This is a genomic window from Gluconobacter sp. Dm-73 (genome assembly GCF_018256215.1).
GTDB classification, from domain to species: Bacteria; Pseudomonadota; Alphaproteobacteria; order Acetobacterales; family Acetobacteraceae; genus Gluconobacter; species Gluconobacter cadivus.
The window spans coordinates 149,707-167,665 of the sequence record NZ_JAERLW010000001.1; the positions used below are offsets into that span (position 1 = coordinate 149,707).

The 17,959-nt window shown below is 61.1% G+C and carries 17 protein-coding genes, 1 tRNA gene and 1 riboswitch; of the genes, 13 read left to right on the forward strand and 5 right to left on the reverse strand.

Annotation, left to right across the window (positions count from 1 at the left end; all coding sequences use genetic code 11):
* Positions 1–70: 70 nt before the first annotated feature.
* Positions 71–150, reverse strand: a riboswitch (SAM riboswitch).
* A 117-nt stretch (positions 151–267) separates the two neighbouring features.
* A tRNA-Gly gene (locus tag JK176_RS00735) sits at positions 268–341 on the forward strand.
* 22 nt (positions 342–363) lie between these two features.
* Here the strand turns inward: JK176_RS00735 and JK176_RS00740 are convergent.
* The 5 genes from JK176_RS00740 to JK176_RS00760 form a co-directional block, all read right to left on the reverse strand.
* The gene (locus JK176_RS00740) at positions 364–903 is read right to left on the reverse strand and encodes a hypothetical protein (RefSeq protein ID WP_211585928.1); all 540 of its coding nucleotides are present in this window, start codon (positions 901–903) and stop codon (positions 364–366) included.
* Positions 904–955: 52 nt separating this feature from the next.
* Complete coding sequence (locus JK176_RS00745; protein ID WP_211585929.1) at positions 956–1,705, reverse strand: 2OG-Fe dioxygenase family protein; 750 nt, start codon at positions 1,703–1,705, stop codon at positions 956–958.
* An 80-nt stretch (positions 1,706–1,785) separates the two neighbouring features.
* Entirely contained in the window at positions 1,786–3,015 is a 1,230-nt protein-coding gene (locus JK176_RS00750) for an NAD(P)/FAD-dependent oxidoreductase (RefSeq protein ID WP_211585930.1), read from the reverse strand.
* A 132-nt stretch (positions 3,016–3,147) separates the two neighbouring features.
* Positions 3,148–4,383 (reverse strand): bifunctional glutamate N-acetyltransferase/amino-acid acetyltransferase ArgJ, encoded by a 1,236-nt coding sequence (gene argJ, locus JK176_RS00755; RefSeq protein WP_211585931.1) that lies wholly within the window; start codon positions 4,381–4,383, stop codon positions 3,148–3,150.
* A 7-nt stretch (positions 4,384–4,390) separates the two neighbouring features.
* Complete coding sequence (locus JK176_RS00760; protein WP_211585932.1) at positions 4,391–5,323, reverse strand: peptidylprolyl isomerase; 933 nt, start codon at positions 5,321–5,323, stop codon at positions 4,391–4,393.
* 312 nt (positions 5,324–5,635) lie between these two features.
* Between JK176_RS00760 and secA the strand changes: the two genes are divergently transcribed.
* The 12 genes from secA to pal all read left to right on the forward strand — a co-directional run bounded on the left by secA (position 5,636) and on the right by pal (position 17,845).
* Positions 5,636–8,401 (forward strand): preprotein translocase subunit SecA, encoded by a 2,766-nt coding sequence (gene secA, locus JK176_RS00765; protein WP_211585934.1) that lies wholly within the window; start codon positions 5,636–5,638, stop codon positions 8,399–8,401.
* 34 nt (positions 8,402–8,435) lie between these two features.
* Entirely contained in the window at positions 8,436–9,185 is a 750-nt protein-coding gene (locus JK176_RS00770) for a YebC/PmpR family DNA-binding transcriptional regulator (protein WP_194261898.1), read from the forward strand.
* Positions 9,182–9,688 carry a crossover junction endodeoxyribonuclease RuvC gene (ruvC, locus tag JK176_RS00775; protein ID WP_041111979.1) on the forward strand — a complete coding sequence of 169 codons (507 nt, stop codon included), beginning with the start codon at positions 9,182–9,184 and terminating at the stop codon, positions 9,686–9,688. Before JK176_RS00770 ends, ruvC begins: the two co-directional genes overlap by 4 nt.
* The gene (gene ruvA / locus JK176_RS00780; RefSeq protein WP_077802342.1) at positions 9,685–10,287 is read left to right on the forward strand and encodes a Holliday junction branch migration protein RuvA; all 603 of its coding nucleotides are present in this window, start codon (positions 9,685–9,687) and stop codon (positions 10,285–10,287) included. Before ruvC ends, ruvA begins: the two co-directional genes overlap by 4 nt.
* On the forward strand, positions 10,284–11,333 hold the full coding sequence (ruvB, locus tag JK176_RS00785) for a Holliday junction branch migration DNA helicase RuvB (RefSeq protein WP_211585935.1): 1,050 nt from the start codon (positions 10,284–10,286) through the stop codon (positions 11,331–11,333). Before ruvA ends, ruvB begins: the two co-directional genes overlap by 4 nt.
* 52 nt (positions 11,334–11,385) lie before the next feature.
* Entirely contained in the window at positions 11,386–11,811 is a 426-nt protein-coding gene (ybgC, locus tag JK176_RS00790; protein ID WP_062029163.1) for a tol-pal system-associated acyl-CoA thioesterase, read from the forward strand.
* 29 nt (positions 11,812–11,840) lie between these two features.
* A complete protein-coding gene (tolQ, locus tag JK176_RS00795; protein WP_194261901.1) occupies positions 11,841–12,632 on the forward strand; it encodes a protein TolQ in 792 nt (263 codons plus the stop codon).
* A gap of 3 nt (positions 12,633–12,635) precedes the next feature.
* Positions 12,636–13,076, forward strand: coding sequence for a protein TolR (gene tolR / locus JK176_RS00800; RefSeq protein ID WP_211585936.1), 441 nt, complete (start codon positions 12,636–12,638; stop codon positions 13,074–13,076).
* Between the two features lie 12 nt (positions 13,077–13,088).
* Positions 13,089–14,084, forward strand: a complete 996-nt coding sequence (locus JK176_RS00805) for an energy transducer TonB (protein WP_099285462.1) — start codon at positions 13,089–13,091, stop codon at positions 14,082–14,084.
* A 16-nt stretch (positions 14,085–14,100) separates the two neighbouring features.
* Positions 14,101–15,462: a Tol-Pal system beta propeller repeat protein TolB gene (gene tolB, locus JK176_RS00810; RefSeq protein WP_194261903.1), complete on the forward strand. Its 1,362-nt coding sequence runs from the start codon at positions 14,101–14,103 to the stop codon at positions 15,460–15,462.
* 105 nt (positions 15,463–15,567) lie between these two features.
* Positions 15,568–17,079, forward strand: a complete 1,512-nt coding sequence (locus JK176_RS00815) for a glycoside hydrolase family 32 protein (protein ID WP_211585937.1) — start codon at positions 15,568–15,570, stop codon at positions 17,077–17,079.
* 286 nt (positions 17,080–17,365) lie between these two features.
* Complete coding sequence (gene pal / locus JK176_RS00820) at positions 17,366–17,845, forward strand: peptidoglycan-associated lipoprotein Pal (protein ID WP_062029150.1); 480 nt, start codon at positions 17,366–17,368, stop codon at positions 17,843–17,845.
* Positions 17,846–17,959 lie beyond the last annotated feature (114 nt).

Genomic DNA, 17,959 nt, shown 5'->3' on the forward strand with positions numbered 1-17,959 from the left:
GTGTCCCTCCATAAGACGCCCCCTAGAGGAAGGGCGCATGTGGCGGGCCGTGGAAGTCCTGGGAATCGTTCGATAACGACGCAGGGCCTCTTTAGCGCAATTCTTTAACCTCGCCGCAAGCCGGCCGCTCAAATCACGAGGGTCAGTCACGCCGAAGCGTTTGTGACACCCGGACTATGGGCTGTATTTCGGTTTTGCGTCAACACCCAGAAGTTCGGGTGGAGTGGATTGCGGAAGACGGGCGGAGCGGTTATGTTCACGCCAAGTGCGGGCGTAGTTCAATGGTAGAACGGCAGCTTCCCAAGCTGCATACGGGGGTTCGATTCCCCTCGCCCGCTCCAGATCTTCCAGAAAAATCAGTGATTATTTTGGCATCGGCGGGGCGCTGAGCGTGTCCTGATATTCCTTGCCGTTCCAGATCCAGCGGTCATTCGGGCTGACCAGAAGGTCGTGCATACCTTTATGGCGTGTGGGCAGGACGGAAATATCGCCGTTCACCGAGTCCAAAACCGTGTTCCAGGTGTCGTTGTGCTTCAGATATACGGACGTCGTGCAGCCTGCGGAACCGCAGAGGCGGGCGGACTGAAGCTGGACGAACAGGGCTTCGTCATTCTTGCCGGACGAGAGCGATGCGGAGCCGACGAGCACGACCGGCTGATCGTGATGTTTCGCCGCGTCCTGAAGATCGTCTTCGTTCAGTTTGCGGGCGTCTTCATCCAGCTTCGTGCCCGGATGCGCTGTCAGGATGACGGGCGCTGCACCCGCATTGGCGGGCTGCGCGGCGTGGCGCGTGTGGTGATGGCTTTTGCCCGTGGCGGCATCCGCACCGGACAGCGCTGCGGGGAGCATGAAGGACAGGGCCAGAACTGCCGCGCGGCGGGAAAGAATCTGCTGGATCGACATGGCACCAATCATAACACGAAATTGAAGACGGGCATCTGTGAAGGTTTTGATGTCATTCATGGCGCAGCGTGACCACGAGCACGTCCCGATAGGCCGGCTGGGCTGGATCGACAGGCTGCACCGCCGTAACGCCGTGATAGACGCGATGGTCGTCCACAATGGCGGCATCGAGCGGGTTGATGAGGGTGAAGGACCCCAGCGGTTCCTTCCGCATATCGTGGATCGTAGTGACGCCCTGTTCCACGTTGTGACGGGCGACCATGAGGACCAGAACCCAGTCCACACCGTCGCGGTGCAGGCCTTCGGGCGTGGGGCGTCCTTCATTGCCGGGGCGGGCCTCGATGCGGAACTGATGCACTTCCACATGCCAGGATGGGGGCTTTTCCGTGGGTGGCGTCAGGGCATCCGCGATTGTGCTGATGGTGCGGATGGCGGCGGTCATGGCCGGGTGGGATGCGATCGAATCCGACACAGCCGGAAACCAGCGTTCAACCCCGCCATTGAGGAGGTTGTAGTCCCGGCTCTGGTAATGGGGCTGATGTTTTTTGCGTGTGATGGTCTCGCCCGAGACCGCGAAAGTCGCGTAACGGCGGCGGCGGTAGCGGCCACCATCCGCCATGTAGCGATCAAGACCTAGATGATTCCAGCTTTCCGCGAAGCCCTGCCAGTCAGTCAGGCCTTCATGGTCGAGCAGCGGCTGTGTGGTCTGGGCCTGAAGGAAGGCGAACCCTTTTTCCAGCAGGGTGTCTTCGATGTCGGTCAGAACCCTGTCAAAGGGCGGGGAGAGATCGGTAGGGCTCATGAATCCTCGGAACAGGGGACGCAGGGTCTGGGGACACTACGTTCCACATTCCCCCTTTGACGGAATTCTGAAAAGGGTTTTCAGCCCCCCAGATCAGGTTTGACCGGAGAAAGATGCTCGCGGAGCGTGCTGCAGGCCGTCGGCGTGATGCCCAGAATGCCTGCGAGATGCTGCCGGTACAGTCCTTCATGGATCAGGCGTGCGGCCAGACCCGAGAGCAGACCGCCGCCGAAGCTGCGCTTGGCATCCAGCATGCCCCAGCCGTTATAATCCCCAAGGGCCACGACGGCACCGCGATCGTTATAGGCGAACGGGGCAGGCGTTTTGCCTGCGATGATCTCCGGCAGAGCACGACCGATATACTGGCCCTGCTGGCGTGCGGCCTGTGCCGTGGGGGCAATCGGTGCGGCGTCGATGCGGGAGCAGTCACCGATCGCGAAGACGGCCGGGTCCTGCGTGGTCTGAAGCGTCGTGGTGACACCAAGCTGGCCCGAGCGGCCGCGTTCGAGGCCTTCCAGAAGGCTCGTGGCATCCGAAGCACGAACGCCCGCAGCCCAGACGCGGAGGCTGGCAGGGATATGTTCGCCGGATTTGAGGCTGAAACCTGTTTCGTCCGCACCAACCACCATGGCTTCAGTTCGGACGGCAATACCGAGATTTTCGAGCTGGCGTGCGGCGGCCGAGGAGACGGCTTCCGGGAAAGCCGGAAGGATACGCGGGCCGGTTTCGATCAGCACAGCGTTCAGCAGGGATTTGCGAACGGAAGGGCCGAGACCGCGGGCGTCGTCAATAGACTTGCACAGTTCGGCAATGAGCTGCACGCCAGTTGCACCGCCGCCAACGATGCCGATGGAGAGCTTTTCGCCTGCCGTCCGGGCTTTCTGGACGGCCTCGCGGAAGGTCGCGAACAGGGTGTCGGCGTCGTTCAGATTGTCGATGAACATGCAGTGATCGACGATTCCGGGAATGCCGAAATCATTCGCGCGCGAACCAAGCGCCACCACCAGATAGTCGTAGGGCAGCGTGGCACCGGTATCGAGCGAGACCGTCTTGTTGTCGCGGTTGACCGTCGTGGGGCTGCCCTGAACGAAGGTGAAGCCGAATTTGGCTGCCGTCTCGGTGAAGGGGATGCAGTTGCCCTGATGCTGCATGGTGCCCGCAGCGAATTCGTGAAGGGCCGGCTTCCAGTAATGGACGGGGCTGCGATCAACGAGTGTCAGGGAAATATTCTGGTGACGGCCCAGAGCCGCAGCGGCTTCAAGCCCACCGACGCCACCGCCAAGAACAAGCACGCGAGCTGCAGCAGACATGGACATTTTCCTTATATCAGGTGCGAAACGGCACCCGGTTTTGCGAGCGCCTGAAGGAGATCAACGACAGATTTTGCTATCGACAGAGGCGGGGTCGCACAAGCCCCGCTCTCGCTGACGTGTTGGGAGCGTCTAGCTACGATAGGAGCCGTTGATGTCGATGTAGCCATGCGTCAGATCGCAGGTCCACACACGGGCCTCGCCGTCACCGAGGCCGAGATCGACGACGATTTCGATTTCCTGACCCTTCATATGGGCCACAACCGGGGCTTCGTCGTAATTTTCGACAACGCCACCCTCTTTGGCGATCCATGTTCCGCCAATGGCGACGGAAAGCCGGTCGCGGTCCGCAGGTTCGCCGCTTTTTCCAACGGCCATGACTACGCGGCCCCAGTTGGCGTCCTCGCCCGCGATGGCGGTTTTTACGAGGGGGGAATTGGCGATGCAGAGCGCAATGCGATGGGCGGAGAGATTGCTTTCAGCGCCGGTAACGCCGATGCGGACGAGCTTCGTTGCGCCTTCGCCATCGCGGACCACCATGAGCGCGAGCTCCAGCAGGAGGTCGTTCAGTGCAAGGGTAAACTCGGCGAGAGCGGGGTCGTTGATGTCGTCGATCTCGGGATTGTCAGCCAGTCCGGTGGCGAACAGCATCAGCATGTCCGACGTGGAGGTGTCCGAATCGACGGTGATGGCGTTGAAACTCTGGGAACAGCCCGAGGACAGCAGAGACTGAAGAATGTTCTGCGGCAGTTTCGCGTCGGTTGCGACATAGGCCAGCATCGTGGCCATGTCAGGGGCAACCATGCCCGATCCCTTGGCGATGCCCTGAATGCGGACGGGCGTTCCGGCAATTTTTACATCGCGGCGTGCGGCCTTGGGGAAGGTGTCCGTCGTCATGATGGCGCGGGCGGCATCAGCCCAGCCGTTTTCGTCCAGACCAGCCTTGGCAGCGGGGAGGGCGCCGATAATGCGATCCTGAGGCAGTTTTTCGCCGATCACGCCTGTGGACGCGAGAAAGACGTCCTGCGGGGGGCAGTCCAGAAGCCGTGCGGTGGCGTCAGCGCAGTCGGAGCACGCCTGTATTCCGGCGCGACCGGTAAAGACGTTCGCGTTGCCTGCATTGACGAGCAGCGCGCGGGCATAGGGGGTTGTCAGCGCGGTCCGACACCAGAGCACCGGGGCGCCGGGACAGGCGTTTTTGGTGTAGACGCCTGCCGCGACCGTACCGGGGACGAATTCCGCCAGCATCAGGTCCGTACGGCCTTGATAGCGGATGCCCGCGGCGACGGCGGAAAGCCGCACGCCCGCAATCGTTGCAAGGTCCGGCAGCGGACGAGCGAGCGGAGAGACGGGGAGCGGCTTTGCCATGGTGGTCTTACTTCTTTGCAGGTGCGGCAGCCGGAGCTGCGTCCGGGATAATCTTGCCCTGTGAGTCGTAGTGAACGACCTTCACCTGGGATTCGGCGTTCTGTACGATGTCACGGACCTTGTCGCGGATCAGTTCCTGACGGACCTGGTCGTGGACCTGATCGAAGGTCGGAATCGGGGCCGTGCGGGTCGCGAGAACCTGAATCACATGCCAGCCGTACTGGGTGTGGACCGGCGTCTGGGAGATCGTGTTCGGCTTCATGGCGAAGGCGGCAGCAGAGAAGGCCGGCAGCATGTCAGCCTTCTTGAACCAGCCGAGATCGCCGCCATTTGCGCCAGCGGAGCCCTTGTCCTTGGAAAGCTGTGCGGCGAGCTTGCCGAAATCAGCACCCTTGTTGAGCTGGGCAATGATGTCCTTGGCCTGCGCTTCGCTGTCCACGAGGATGTGGCGGGCGTGGATCTCTTCTTCCGGCTTCTTGTTCGCATAATGCGTCTGATAGAAGTCGTGCAGCGTGGAATCGGTGACCAGCGGGCCGACCTTTTCTTCCAGATAGGCGTTCTGCAGGGCGTTCGCAGAGGCAGCGTCCATGGCGGCCTTCACGTCCGGCTTGCGGCTCAGGCCTTCCTTGTCGGCGGCGATCTGAACGGCCTTCTGGTCAACGAGCTGGTTGACGATCAGCGGGATCAGAACGGACGGCTGGATCTGGCGGGCCTGCGGCGGGAGGTTGCCAGCAGCGCGCTGCACGTCACCGAGCGTGATCTTTGAACCGTTGACGGTCGCGATCAGCATGTCCGGGTTGGCGGCGGGGGCTGCTGCAGGAGCCGTTGTGGCCGGGGCCGCTGCGGGAGCGGCAGCAGGAGCGGCGAAAGCCGTCGATGCCGTAACCGATGTGCCGGCCATGAGGACTGCGAGAGCGAAAGTGGAGCGGGAAAGCCGCATGTGGGACTACCTCGGATGTAACCTGAGAATAAGGATGGTCTGCACCATGACAAAGGCTGGTCCGCCCTGCAAGGGTGCGGTCCGTTACCATTCCTTCACGAGGGTGTCGGATGGGTGCGGTCTACGGGTTTGATGTGACACCGCGATGACAATCAGGACATTTCCTCAAGGTTCTCTGCGGCCTCTCCATTGACCCTACGCGGCCCCGGTCCTATTTCCAGCAGACGTGAAAATCCTGACGGCACGGTGTGCGGGTCTTTCCGGTTCTGGAAAGATCTGGCGTTCCGGGTCTTCGGCATCTCAAGGTTCAGCATGTTCGCACGCCTCGCCCGCGCCCTTTTCGGTTCTGCCAACGATCGCACGCTCAAGGCGTATCAGCGCCGTGTGCCCGAGATCAATGCACTGGAGCCTGCGGTCCAGGCACTCTCTGACGAACAGCTGCGGCACAAGACAGTCGAGTTCAGGGAGCGGCTTGAGAAGGGCGAAACCCTCGATGGCCTGCTGGCGGAAGCCTTTGCGGTCTGCCGCGAAGCATCGCGCCGGGTTCTGGGCAAACGCCATTTCGATGTGCAGCTCATTGGCGGCATGGTCTTGCATGGCGGTCGGATCGCGGAAATGCGGACCGGCGAAGGCAAGACGCTTGTTGCAACGCTTGCGGTCTACCTGAATGCGCTGAGTGGCAAGGGTGTGCATGTCGTCACGGTGAACGACTATCTTGCGCGCCGTGATGCCGAGGAAATGTCTGTTTTGTACAGCTTTCTTGGGCTTACGACGGGTGTGATCATCCCGAACCTGTCGGATGGGGAGCGTCGCGATGCCTACGCGGCGGATATCACCTACGGCACGAACAATGAGTTCGGTTTCGACTATCTGCGCGACAATATGAAATATTCGCTCGCCGACATGGTGCAGCGTCCGTTCAACCACGCGATCGTGGATGAGGTGGATAGCATCCTGATCGACGAGGCGCGAACGCCGCTCATTATTTCCGGTCCTGCGGATGACAGCTCCGACCTGTATCGCTCTGTCGATGATGTGGTCGTGAAGCTCGTTCAGGAGCCGGATGTTTACGACAAGGACGAGAAGCTGCGTTCGGTCACGCTGACCGAAGAAGGCTCGCACCGCGTCGAGGAACTTCTGGCGCAGGCCGGGGTGCTTCAGGAAGGTGGCCTTTACGACATTCACAACGTGGCTGTCGTTCATCACGTCCAGCAGTCCCTGCGGGCGCATACGCTGTTCACGCGGGATGTGGATTATATCGTGCGTGAGGGCAAGGTCGTCATTATCGACGAGTTTACCGGTCGTATGATGGACGGGCGCCGTTATTCGGACGGTCTGCATCAGGCGCTGGAAGCCAAGGAACATGTGGAGATCCAGCAGGAGAACCAGACGCTCGCTTCCATCACGTTCCAGAATTATTTCCGTCTCTACCCGAAGCTTTCGGGCATGACCGGTACGGCCATGACCGAGGCCGACGAGTTCGCCGAAATCTATCATCTCGATGTGGTGGAAATCCCGACGAACCTGCCGGTTCAGCGGATCGATACGGATGATGAGGTCTATCTGACGGCGGCGGAAAAGTTCAATGCCGTGGCCGATCTGATCCGCGATATCCACAAGACGGGTCAGCCTATTCTCGTGGGCACGACGTCCATCGAGAAGAGCGAATATCTCTCCCATATCCTCACGCAGCGCGGCATTCCGCATAACGTGCTCAATGCCCGTCAGCATGAAAAGGAAGCCATTATCGTCGCGCAGGCGGGTGCGCCGGGTGCGATCACGATTGCGACCAACATGGCGGGCCGCGGAACCGACATCAAACTGGGCGGCAATATCGAGATGCTGGTGAAGGCCAGTATCGAGAACGTCGAAGACGAGGCGCAGCGCGAGGCTGTCGAGCAGGACATCCGCGCAAGCGTCGAGGAGCATCACGAGGAAGTTCATAACGCAGGCGGTCTGTATGTGATTGGTACGGAACGCCATGAAAGCCGCCGCGTGGACAACCAGTTGCGCGGCCGTTCAGGACGTCAGGGCGATCCGGGCAATTCACGCTTCTTCCTGTCGCTTGAAGACGATCTGATCCGCATTTTCGCCAGCGATCGCATGGGCGCGATGATGCAGAAAATGGGCCTCAAGGAAGGCGAGGCGATCGTTCATCCGTGGTTGAACAAGGCTCTGGAAAAGGCGCAGAAGCGGGTTGAAGCCCGCAATTTCGACATGCGCAAGAACACGCTTAAATATGACGACGTCATGAATGACCAGCGCAAGGAGGTTTACGCCCAGCGCCGCGAATACATGGCGACGGAAGACCTTTCGGGTGTGATCGCCGAACTGCGTGAACACACGATCGAAGATCTGGTCCATGCCCATATTCCGGAAAAATCCTTCGCTGAAGCCTGGGATACGGAAGGGCTGACCCGCGAGGTCTCCCGTATTCTGAATCTGGATCTGCCAATCGCAGACTGGGCGAAGGAAGACGGCATGGATGCGGAGAGCGTGATTGAGCGCATTCAGGCCGAAGCCGCGAAGGCGCAGGCGGCTCGGACGGCCAATATGGGCCCCGAACTGATGCGTCTGATCGAAAAGCAGGTCGTGCTGACAACCTTCGATGCGGTCTGGAAAGAGCATCTGCACGGGCTGGACCAGCTTCGTCAGGGTATTGGTCTGCGGGCGTATGGTCAGCGCGATCCGCTGAACGAGTACAAGCAGGAAGCCTTCCAGATGTTCACGGCGATGCTGGATGACATGCGGGTTCGCGTAACGGAGACGATGTGCCGCATTCAGGCCGTGTCCGAGCCGCCGCCGTTCCCTGTCATCAATACCGAGACGTCCGGCCCATCCGAGGAGCCTGCGGGACTGTTCGCGCAGGGTACGACGGGTTCTGAAATTCCGGCGCCCGGTCCGGTGGCGTCTTTCTCACCTGCAATGCCGTTCACGCCGCGCCCGCAGCCTGTTTCGGCAGGGCAGGAGCCTGATGCCGAGACGCTTCAGCGCTGGAATGCCGAGACGCCGCGCAATGCCCTGTGCCCGTGTGGGTCTGGTCTGAAGTTCAAACACTGTCATGGCAGGCTCGCCTGAGCCTCTGACGCGACGATAGAGGAAGGAGCGACCGATGGCCGGTCATTCACAGTTCAAGAACATCATGCACCGCAAAGGTGCGCAGGATGCCAAGCGGGCCAAGCAGTTCGCCAAGGTCCTGCGTGAAATCACGGTTGCGGTGCGCTCGGGTCTGCCCGAAGCCGCGTCCAATCCGCGTCTGCGTGCGGCGCTGTCCATGGCGCGCGAAGTCAACATGCCCAAGGACAATGTCGAGCGCGCTATCAAGAAGGCATCCGGCACGGCGGGTGGCGACGATTACGTCGAAGTCCGTTACGAGGGGTATGGTCCGGCTGGCGTTGCGATCATCGTTGAAGGCCTGACGGATAACCGCAACCGCACGGCGGGCGAAGTGCGCGCAGCGTTCTCCAAGCATGGCGGGTCGATGGGTGAGACGAACTCGGTTTCGTTCATGTTCCAGCGTCTGGGCGTCATCAACTATCCGCTGGATGTGGCGTCCGAAGACGACATGCTGGAAGCCGCGATCGAAGCCGGTGCGGACAATGCCGTGACCACCGAAGACGGCCATGAAGTCACCTGCGAGATGGAAAATTTCTTTGCTGTCCGCGATGCGCTTGAAAGCCGTTTTGGCGAGCCGCAGTCGTCCAAGCTCGACTGGCGTCCGGAAAACAGCGTGACGCTGGACGAGGACAAGGCACGTTCGGTCATGAAGCTGATCGACGTTCTGGAAGATAATGACGACGTTCAGGCCGTCTACGCGAACTTCGATATTCCTGACGACGTTGCCGAGGCGCTGGCTGCTTGATCCGTCTGATGGGCATTGACCCCGGCCTGCGGTTCATGGGCTGGGGCATCATCGACGTGGACGGCAATCACCTGAAGCATGTGGCGTCGGGTGTCATCGGGACCGATGGGTCCGAATCCGTGCCGCTGCGCCTGTGCGAGCTGCACGGGGCGCTGAAGAAGCTGATCCGCGAATATGCGCCAGCGGAAGCCGCCGTTGAAGAAACCTACGTCAACCGCAATGGCTCTTCGACGCTCAAGCTCGGTTATGCGCGCGGGGTGGCGCTTTTGACGCCTGCCTATGAAGGGCTGCCGGTTGCGGAATATGGTGCGATGACGGTCAAGAAATCCGTGGTCGGGACCGGGTCTGCCACCAAAGAACAGGTGACGATGATGGTGAAGCGGCTGTTGCCGGGCGCGGAAATTCGCAAGGCCGATGCGTCCGATGCGCTGGCCGTTGCGATCTGTCATGCCCATCACCGGGCCAGTGCGGCACATGTCGTGGCCGGAAAGCGGATGGCATGATCGGGCAACTGACTGGACTTGTCGGGCAGATCGAGGGCGAGCGTTGCATCGTGGATGTTAATGGCGTGGGCTATGTGGTGTCGGCCTCGACCCGCACGCTGGCGGCACTGCCCCAGCCGCCATCCGTGGCGCGCGTGCTGATCGAAACGATCGTGCGCGAGGATGCGATCCAGCTTTTCGGTTTTGCGACGACGGATGAGCGGGATTGGTTCCGTCTGCTGACGACCGTGCAGGGCGTGGGTGCAAAAGTGGCGCTGGCGATCCTGTCGGCCAACAGTCCGGGCGAGCTTCTGCTGGCGATCAATGCCGGGGACAAAGGCTCGCTGACGCGGGCTGCGGGTGTCGGGCCGCGTCTGGCGGATCGGATTTTGAGCGAGCTTCGCAACAAAGTTGCGAAAATGCCGGGCGGCGGTGGGACTGTGTCCGCGCCGGGAATCGTCTCTGGGCCGAGTGTCGAGAATGATGCACTGCTGGCGCTTGCGGGGCTTGGCTTCCGACGGGCTGAGGCGTGGCCGGTTCTGAGCAAGGTTCTGGCCGAGAACGAGAATGCGACGTTGGATTTGGCAATCCGTCTGAGCCTGAAGGATCTTGCGCGATGAGTGACACCTATCGCGAAACCGATCCGTCCCGTCAGCCTGAGGATACGGGCGAGGGCGGTTTGCGTCCTGAAACGCTTGCGGATTTTACGGGCCAGAAAGCCAGCCGTGAGAACCTCGCGATTTTCATCGAGGCCGCGCGGGCTCGTGGTGAGGCGCTGGATCATGTTCTGCTGCACGGACCGCCGGGTCTGGGCAAGACGACGCTGGCGCAGATCGTGGCACGGGAACTGGGCGTGGGTTTCCGGGCGACCTCCGGGCCGGTCATCCAGCGTGCGGGCGATCTGGCGGCGATTTTGACGAATCTCCAGCCGCGCGATGTGCTGTTCATTGACGAAATTCACCGTCTTCAGCCTGCGATCGAAGAAGTCCTCTATCCGGCGATGGAAGATTTTCAGCTCGATCTGATTATCGGCGAAGGGCCTGCCGCGCGCTCTGTGCGGATTGATCTGGCGCCGTTCACGCTTGTGGCGGCCACCACACGGGCCGGGTTGCTGGCCACGCCTCTGCGGGACCGGTTCGGGATTCCGCTGCGGCTGGTATTCTATACGCCGGAAGAACTGCGGGCGATCGTCTCGCGCGGGGCTGTGAAGCTCGGGATGCGTTTGACGGATGATGGTGCCGAAGAAATTGCCCGTCGTTCGCGCGGCACGCCCCGGATTGCCGGGCGTCTGCTGCGCCGCGTGCGGGATTTTGCGCTCGTCTCGAAACAGGCCGTTGTGGACCGGGCGCTGGCGGATGCGGCTCTGGGGCGGCTTGAGGTTGACGGGCGCGGGCTGGATGCGATGGACCGGCGCTATCTGAAGCGGATTGCCGAGCATCATCACGGTGGCCCGGTCGGTGTGGAAACACTGGCGGCGGGACTTGCCGAAGCACGCGATACGCTGGAAGACGTGATCGAGCCTTATCTCATTCAGGAAGGGCTCGTTCTGAGAACGGCGCGCGGGCGGATGCTGGGTGAGGCGGGATGGCGTCATCTCGGTCTTACGCCGCCAGCGAGCCAGGTGGACCTGCTTTCCACGCTGGAGCAGGACGATTCCGCGCCCTGAATGATCCTGAACGCGCTTCGGGGGATGGGCGCACCATGACTGGAGAGACAGTATGGCCACGCACAAGATCAGGTTCCGGGTTTATTACGAAGACACCGATGCGGGTGGCATCGTCTATCACGCGCGCTATCTGGGTTTTGCTGAGCGCGCGCGAAGCGAGGCGATGCGCGATGCGGATGCATCCGTGACGGAACTTCTGAACGATTTTGGACTGGTCTTCGTCGTGCGTCAGGCAGCGATCCGGTATCGCTCTCCGCTCCGACTCGATGATGAAATGGAAATTGAGACGGCGCTGGACGCCATGACCCCGACGCGGCTCAAACTTTGTCAGACCGTCCGGAATTATTCCGGCGGTGGCGAAACCGCTACGGTTATCGACGTGGAACTGGCCTGTCTGAGTGCCGTTGACATGAAACCTGCCAAAATTCCGCCTCGCTGGCGTGATGCAGTGAGAAAACTGGAGGCAGGAGAGGTCTGACCCACTTTCCTGTTTCCGCGTGAAGTGCAATGGAGAGTCCTGACCCGCAAGGGACAGGATCTGTACAGGAGAGAACAGTGGATCATGAGGTAAGTTCGAGTGCGCTTGGGGCGGTCGGTGCGACCGGTCTTTCGCCTCTGGACCTGTTCCTGCACGCCTCCATCGTTGTAAAGCTGGTGATGCTGGGTCTGCTGCTGTGCAGCGCTGGCGTATGGGCGATCATTGCGGAAAAAATCATTCTCATCCGTCGCGTCAACCGCGAGGCGACGGAATTCGAGGACCGTTTCTGGTCGGGCGGATCGCTCGACGATCTTTACGAATCCGACGGTGCGCGCCCCACCCATCCGATGGCGGCTGTATTCGGCGCAGCCATGGGCGAGTGGCGCCGTTCCGCCCGCATCGGTGGCATCGATCTGTCGCGAGGTGGCGTACGCGAGCGCGTGGACCGCGCCATCGACATCACCATCATGCGTGAGAACGACCGTCTGACGCGCCGCCTGATCTTCCTCGCGACGATCGGCCCAGTGGCGCCGTTTGTCGGTCTTTTCGGAACGGTCTGGGGCATCATGCATTCGTTCGCGTCCATCGCGCAGATGCACAACACGAATCTTTCCGTTGTGGCGCCGGGTATTTCCGAAGCCCTGTTCGCAACGGCCATTGGTCTCGTGACGGCTATTCCGGCCTATATTGCCTATAACGGTCTGAGCAACTCGTTCGAGAAGTTCACGGACCGCATGGAAGCCTTCGGCACCGAGTTCGCGGCCATCCTGTCGCGTCAGTCCGAGGAACGTGCGGACGATACGACCGGCGGGAAGGCCTGAACCATGGGGATGTCTGCGGGAGGACGGACTGGAGGAGGCGGACGCCGCAAGCGTCGGCCCGCTTCGGAAATCAACGTCACGCCACTGGTGGACGTCATGCTGGTGCTGCTCATCATTTTCATGGTGACGGCGCCGATGCTGACCAGTGGTGTCAATGTGGATCTGCCGAAGACGGATGCCAGCCCGGTCAATTCGGATTCCAAGCCGATCACCGTGTCTCTGCGCACGGATGGCTCGCTGTATCTGGGAGACCAGCAGGTCACGTCCGACCAGTTGATCGAGCAGCTCAAGGCGCAGTCGCAGAACGATCCGACCCACCGCATCTTTGTTCGTGCCGATGCTCATATCGACTACGGACAGGTGATGCAGGTCATGGGCCAGATCACGTCGGGCGGTTTCACGCATGTTGCGCTTCTCGCGCAGCAGCCCCAGAGCGGCCAGTAAGAGGCGCCTGCCGTGGTCCGTCCACGCCGCTCTGACAACAGGCGCTTTCGTCATGCGCTTTACGGATCAGTCGCCATTCATCTGGGGCTGATCGCGTATCTGATCGTTCAAATCCCGCCAGAAAAACCGCCTGAACCGCCTGAACCACCCACGGTGCAGATGGAGTTCGAGCAGGCAGGTCCGCCGACCCACCCGGTCAAGGCCGATCATCCGGCTCCTGCGCCCGCTCCGGCTCCCGCACCCGTGAAGAACGAGGCCCCTCCGTCTCCGACGCCCCCTCTGAAGGCGCCGACGGAAGAACCGCCTCCGCCACCTCCGCCGCCCCAGCCTGTGCCGCCTCCGCCGGAGACGCCGCCGCAGAAGCTGCCGGATATCAAGCTTCCGCCGAAAATGACGGATGAGTCCCCGCAGCCTGTGCCAGCGTCACCGCCCACGCCGTCACCGCCGTCGAAATCGACGATGGTTGCGCCGCCGAGCCCGCAGACACAGAAAGCCGACAAGCTGCCGGATATGCCGAAATTTTCGCATATGACGCAGCCGAACGCGGCGAAGAAAACGGAAGCTGACAGCCATTCGCTGCTGGCGACGCTGGATAATTTCCGCGCCGATCAAAAGCAGACCCATGCGCCGACTGCAAAGGCCAATCCGCCGCAGGGCGGTGCGCCGAACGGGGGTGGTGTGCCGAACGGCGACATCACCAAGTCGCTGTCCATGGCGGATCAGAAGGCTATCGGCGGCTCCGTGCGCCGTTGCTATACTGAAGATACCGAAGCACGGAACTATGCGAGTTTTGTCGCGCATATGGTCGTGACCGTCGATGCGACCGGTGAGGCGCGGATTGTCAAATTTGCGCCTGATACGGCTGCGAAAATGGCCTCCGACCCGTCTTACCGCGTTCTGGCGGAGCGGGCGCGGGATGCGGTGTTGAGCCCCACCTGTGCCCATCTGCCCATTCCCTCCAAGATGCTTGGTCAGACGCATGAGCTGCGTTTTGTCTTCAGGCCGTAATCCACGAGGAAGTCTCATGTCCTTCATTCCCGATACTGACGCCGAGGCCCTGAGCGCGCTGTTTTCGCGCCGCTCCGTTCTGGGAGCTACCGCTGCTGGTGGTCTTCTGGCAACGCCTCTGGCCGCTTTTGCCCAGTCCGCAGCTGCCTCTGGCCCCGGTGAGGCTGAAATTACCGTCGATCAGGCCCGTCAGGAGCCGATCCCCATTGTCATTCCGAATTTCGGGGCGGGTCTGGGTGAGCAGATTTCCGGTGTCATCACGTCCGATCTGAATGGCACCGGCCTGTTCAAGGTCATGAGCGGCGACGTGCCGCCCGGCTCTACGCCCGATTTCAGCGCGCTCAAGGCGCAGGGTGCCCGTGCGGCCGTGTCCGGACAGGCGATCGGTTCGGGCAGTGTGCGCGTTGAGATGCGTCTGTGGAACGTGCTGTCCGGCCAGCAGCTTCAGGGCACGGCCTATACGGCCTCGACATCCAACTGGCGTCGCATCGCGCATATTATTGCAGACGTGATCTATGAGCGGATGCTGGGCGAGAAGGGTTATTTCGACACCCGCATCGCTTACATCGCCCGTACTGGTCCGCGCCATCATCAGATCACGCGTCTGGCCCTGATGGATCAGGATGGTGCCAACGAACGGATGCTGACGAACGGCGAATGGCTGACGCTGACGCCGCGCTTCAACCCGGTGCGCGACCAGATTGCGTTCATGTCCTACGCCAACAACCGTCCGCGCGTGTATCTGTTCGATCTGGCATCCGGTCGTCAGCAGATTCTGGGTGAGTTCGCGGGCATTTCCTTTGCGCCGCGCTTTTCGCCGACCGGCGGTTCCGTCGTGCTGTCCGCTACGCGTGGCAGCGGGTCGGATATTTTCATTGTCGACCTGGCCTCACGTGCAAAGCGTCAGATTACCAATTCCAATGGCGCAATCGACACCAGCCCGTGCTTCAGCCCGGATGGCAGCCAGATCGTGTTCAACTCGGATCGCGGTGGCAGCCCGCAGCTCTATATCATGAGTGCGTCGGGTGGTCCGGCGAAGCGGATTTCCTATGGTACCGGCCAGTATGGTTCGCCGGTCTGGTCCCCGCGTGGAGACCTGATCGCCTTTACGCGCATCGGCGGCGGCGGATTCTCGCTCGGGGTGATGAACCCGGATGGCAGCGGTGAGCGTATTCTGACGCAGGGCTTTACCGTTGATAGCGCGACGTTCTGCCCCAATGGCCGTGTGCTTGCGTTCTGCCGCCAGAGCGCAGCCGGTGCGGGCGGTGCGGGCTTTGCATCGGGGATCGGGACGATCGACATTACGGGCTTTAACGAGCGTCCGATCCGGACCTCGACGGGTGCGTCCGACCCGGCCTGGTCACCGCGCAACGGCTGAGGCTGTGTTCCGCGCTTCCGGTTCGGAGGCGCGGATTTGCAAAAGGGTGGGGAACCCTTTTTCCTGTAAGGCGTCGCAAAGACTGCTTGAACAGGAGAATTCCCCATGTCCCTTCAGGAGACACGGCAGTGGCGTCCGCTGCTGCATTATGCCCCGGCCCGGAACTGGATGAATGATCCGAACGGGCCGATCCTGATTGATGGTGTGTATCACCTCTTTTACCAGCACAATCCGGTCGAGCCCGTCATGGGCTATATTTCCTGGGGGCATGCGACCAGTCGGGATCTGCTGCATTGGGAAGAGCAACCGATTGCGCTGCCGTCCACACCGCAGGAGCAGATCTATTCCGGCACGGTGATTTATGACCGGGATAATCGGAGTGGTCTGGGCACAGACGAAAATCCTCCGCTTCTGGCGCTTTACACCAGCGTATTTCGCGACATGCCGGGTGAGCAGGAAGACGGCACGCAGGCGGTTTCAGTTGCGGTCAGTCTGGATCATAGCGCGACCTGGACGCGCTACGCTCACAATCCCGTTCTGACACTTGATCCGCCCTCGCAAAATTTCCGGGACCCGGCACTGTGCTGGTATGAAGAGGGTGGATACTGGGTGCTGACGGCGGTCGAGGCCGAACAGCAGGTGGTCAAGCTCTTCCGCTCAACCGATTTTCTGCACTGGGAGTTCCTCAGCGACTTTCGGCCGCCCGGCTATCATACGCCGGACATGTTGTGGGAAGTGCCGGTTCTGACGCGGCTCCCGATTGAGGGGGAGGCCGGGGCTTCCGGCTGGGTGATGATCGTCAGCGTCAATCCCGGTGGTCTGACAGGTGGATCTGGGACGTTCTATTACGTCGGAGAGTTCGACGGCACGATCTTCACGCCCGCAGAGCAGCCAACGGCCACAGATGATCCCTGGCAGTATCGTTGGATGGATTATGGACCGGACAATTATGCGATTGTCTGCTTCGCCGGAACGCCCACACCCGTCAGTATCGGCTGGATGGGCAACTGGAACTACGCCAACCAGACGCCGACCGTTCCATGGCGCGGCCAGATGACGCTTCCGACGCATCTGTCCCTTGTGCGGCAGGAGGACGGTACGCTTTTGATGAAGCAAAACCCAGTCAGTCTTGGCGCTCCGGTCGAGGTCTTTGTGGCCAGCGACATCCGCCCGGAAGCAGAAGTGGTCTGGAAGCTGCCCGATAGCGTTGCGGACTGTACGGATTTCGCGGATGCGGTGCTTGAACTCCAACTGATTATTGAGCCTGACGGAGACGTGGCGGTGCTGACTGTGGCGGCGACGGAGGATGGCATGTTTGGCACCGAGATCCTCTACGACCCCACACGTCGGGAACTGGTTGTAGACCGCAGTCGGTCAGGGGTTTTGGTACCGGACACGACCTTTACGACGCGCCATGTGGCACCCCTTCCTCCACAGGATGGGGGTGTTCGTCTGAGAGTTATTGTGGACCGGAGTTCGGTCGAGATTTTCGCTGCTGACGGACTCGTCAGGATGACGGAGGTGGTCTTTCCCTCTCCTCATGCTACGACTGTAACGCTGGGCAGCTACGCAGGCAGCGCATGTTTCAGGAGCGTGAAAGCACGCTGGTTTCGATGATGTGGCAGAATTCTGCCACATTCTTCAGAATAGCTGTGACATTTATGCCGAAATTTCTGGTTCCGATTATGAATCGAACTTTTCACATTTAACCGGCGTTAACACGGCACTTGACCGGTGATTCGAGTCATGAGTATGGGCGCTTATGGCCACTGATTTTCAAGGTTGGCATGCAGGGATCGGAACCGATTCCTGTCTGTTCCGAACAGGAAAGAGGTGGTCCGGAATAACGCGGCATTTTCCGCATTCGGTTCCCGCTGTGGGGCCGTTCTCAGGATTGAGACACATGAAGTTCAAGGTATTTGGCGCGCTTGGTCTGGCGCTTGTTCTCGCAGCCTGTTCCAACGGCAACACCAACAAGGGTGACAGCAACGGCGCAGGCGCCGTCGCTCAGGAAGCTGGCCCGACGCCCGGCAGCGAAGCCGATCTGGTTGCCAATGTCGGCGACCGCGTCTTCTACGAGCTGAACCAGTCCCAGCTCTCTGAAGAAGCCCGCGCTACGCTGGACAAGCAGGCTGCATGGCTCGCCAAGTACCCGCAGGTCAGCATCCAGGTCGCTGGCAACTGCGATGACCGTGGCACGGAAGAGTACAACATTGCTCTCGGCCAGCGTCGTGCAAACGCAGCCCGCGACTATCTGGTCGCCAAGGGCGTGAGCGCTTCGCGCATCACCACGATCTCCTACGGCAAGGACCGTCCGACCGCCGATGGCGACGACGAGCAGGCCTGGGCACAGAACCGTAACGCCATCACGTCTGTTCGCTGAACCGACGTTTCAGGCCTGACGGACTGGGATGATGAACGGCCGGGGGATTATCCCCCGGCCGTTTCTGTTTTATGACTGGGCGCATGTTGTGCGCATGACCTGCCTGCGTGCCCG

Coding starts and splice junctions, on each gene's coding strand:
- JK176_RS00740 (WP_211585928.1), bottom strand. CDS start 903: ATGTCGATCCAGCAGATTCTTTCCCGCCGCGCGGCAGTTCTGGCCCTG.
- JK176_RS00745 (WP_211585929.1), bottom strand. CDS start 1,705: ATGAGCCCTACCGATCTCTCCCCGCCCTTTGACAGGGTTCTGACCGAC.
- JK176_RS00750 (WP_211585930.1), bottom strand. CDS start 3,015: ATGTCTGCTGCAGCTCGCGTGCTTGTTCTTGGCGGTGGCGTCGGTGGG.
- argJ (WP_211585931.1), bottom strand. CDS start 4,383: ATGGCAAAGCCGCTCCCCGTCTCTCCGCTCGCTCGTCCGCTGCCGGAC.
- JK176_RS00760 (WP_211585932.1), bottom strand. CDS start 5,323: ATGCGGCTTTCCCGCTCCACTTTCGCTCTCGCAGTCCTCATGGCCGGC.
- secA (WP_211585934.1), top strand. CDS start 5,636: ATGTTCGCACGCCTCGCCCGCGCCCTTTTCGGTTCTGCCAACGATCGC.
- JK176_RS00770 (WP_194261898.1), top strand. CDS start 8,436: ATGGCCGGTCATTCACAGTTCAAGAACATCATGCACCGCAAAGGTGCG.
- ruvA (WP_077802342.1), top strand. CDS start 9,685: ATGATCGGGCAACTGACTGGACTTGTCGGGCAGATCGAGGGCGAGCGT.
- ruvB (WP_211585935.1), top strand. CDS start 10,284: ATGAGTGACACCTATCGCGAAACCGATCCGTCCCGTCAGCCTGAGGAT.
- ybgC (WP_062029163.1), top strand. CDS start 11,386: ATGGCCACGCACAAGATCAGGTTCCGGGTTTATTACGAAGACACCGAT.
- tolQ (WP_194261901.1), top strand. CDS start 11,841: ATGGAGAGTCCTGACCCGCAAGGGACAGGATCTGTACAGGAGAGAACA.
- tolR (WP_211585936.1), top strand. CDS start 12,636: ATGGGGATGTCTGCGGGAGGACGGACTGGAGGAGGCGGACGCCGCAAG.
- tolB (WP_194261903.1), top strand. CDS start 14,101: ATGTCCTTCATTCCCGATACTGACGCCGAGGCCCTGAGCGCGCTGTTT.
- JK176_RS00815 (WP_211585937.1), top strand. CDS start 15,568: ATGTCCCTTCAGGAGACACGGCAGTGGCGTCCGCTGCTGCATTATGCC.
- pal (WP_062029150.1), top strand. CDS start 17,366: ATGAAGTTCAAGGTATTTGGCGCGCTTGGTCTGGCGCTTGTTCTCGCA.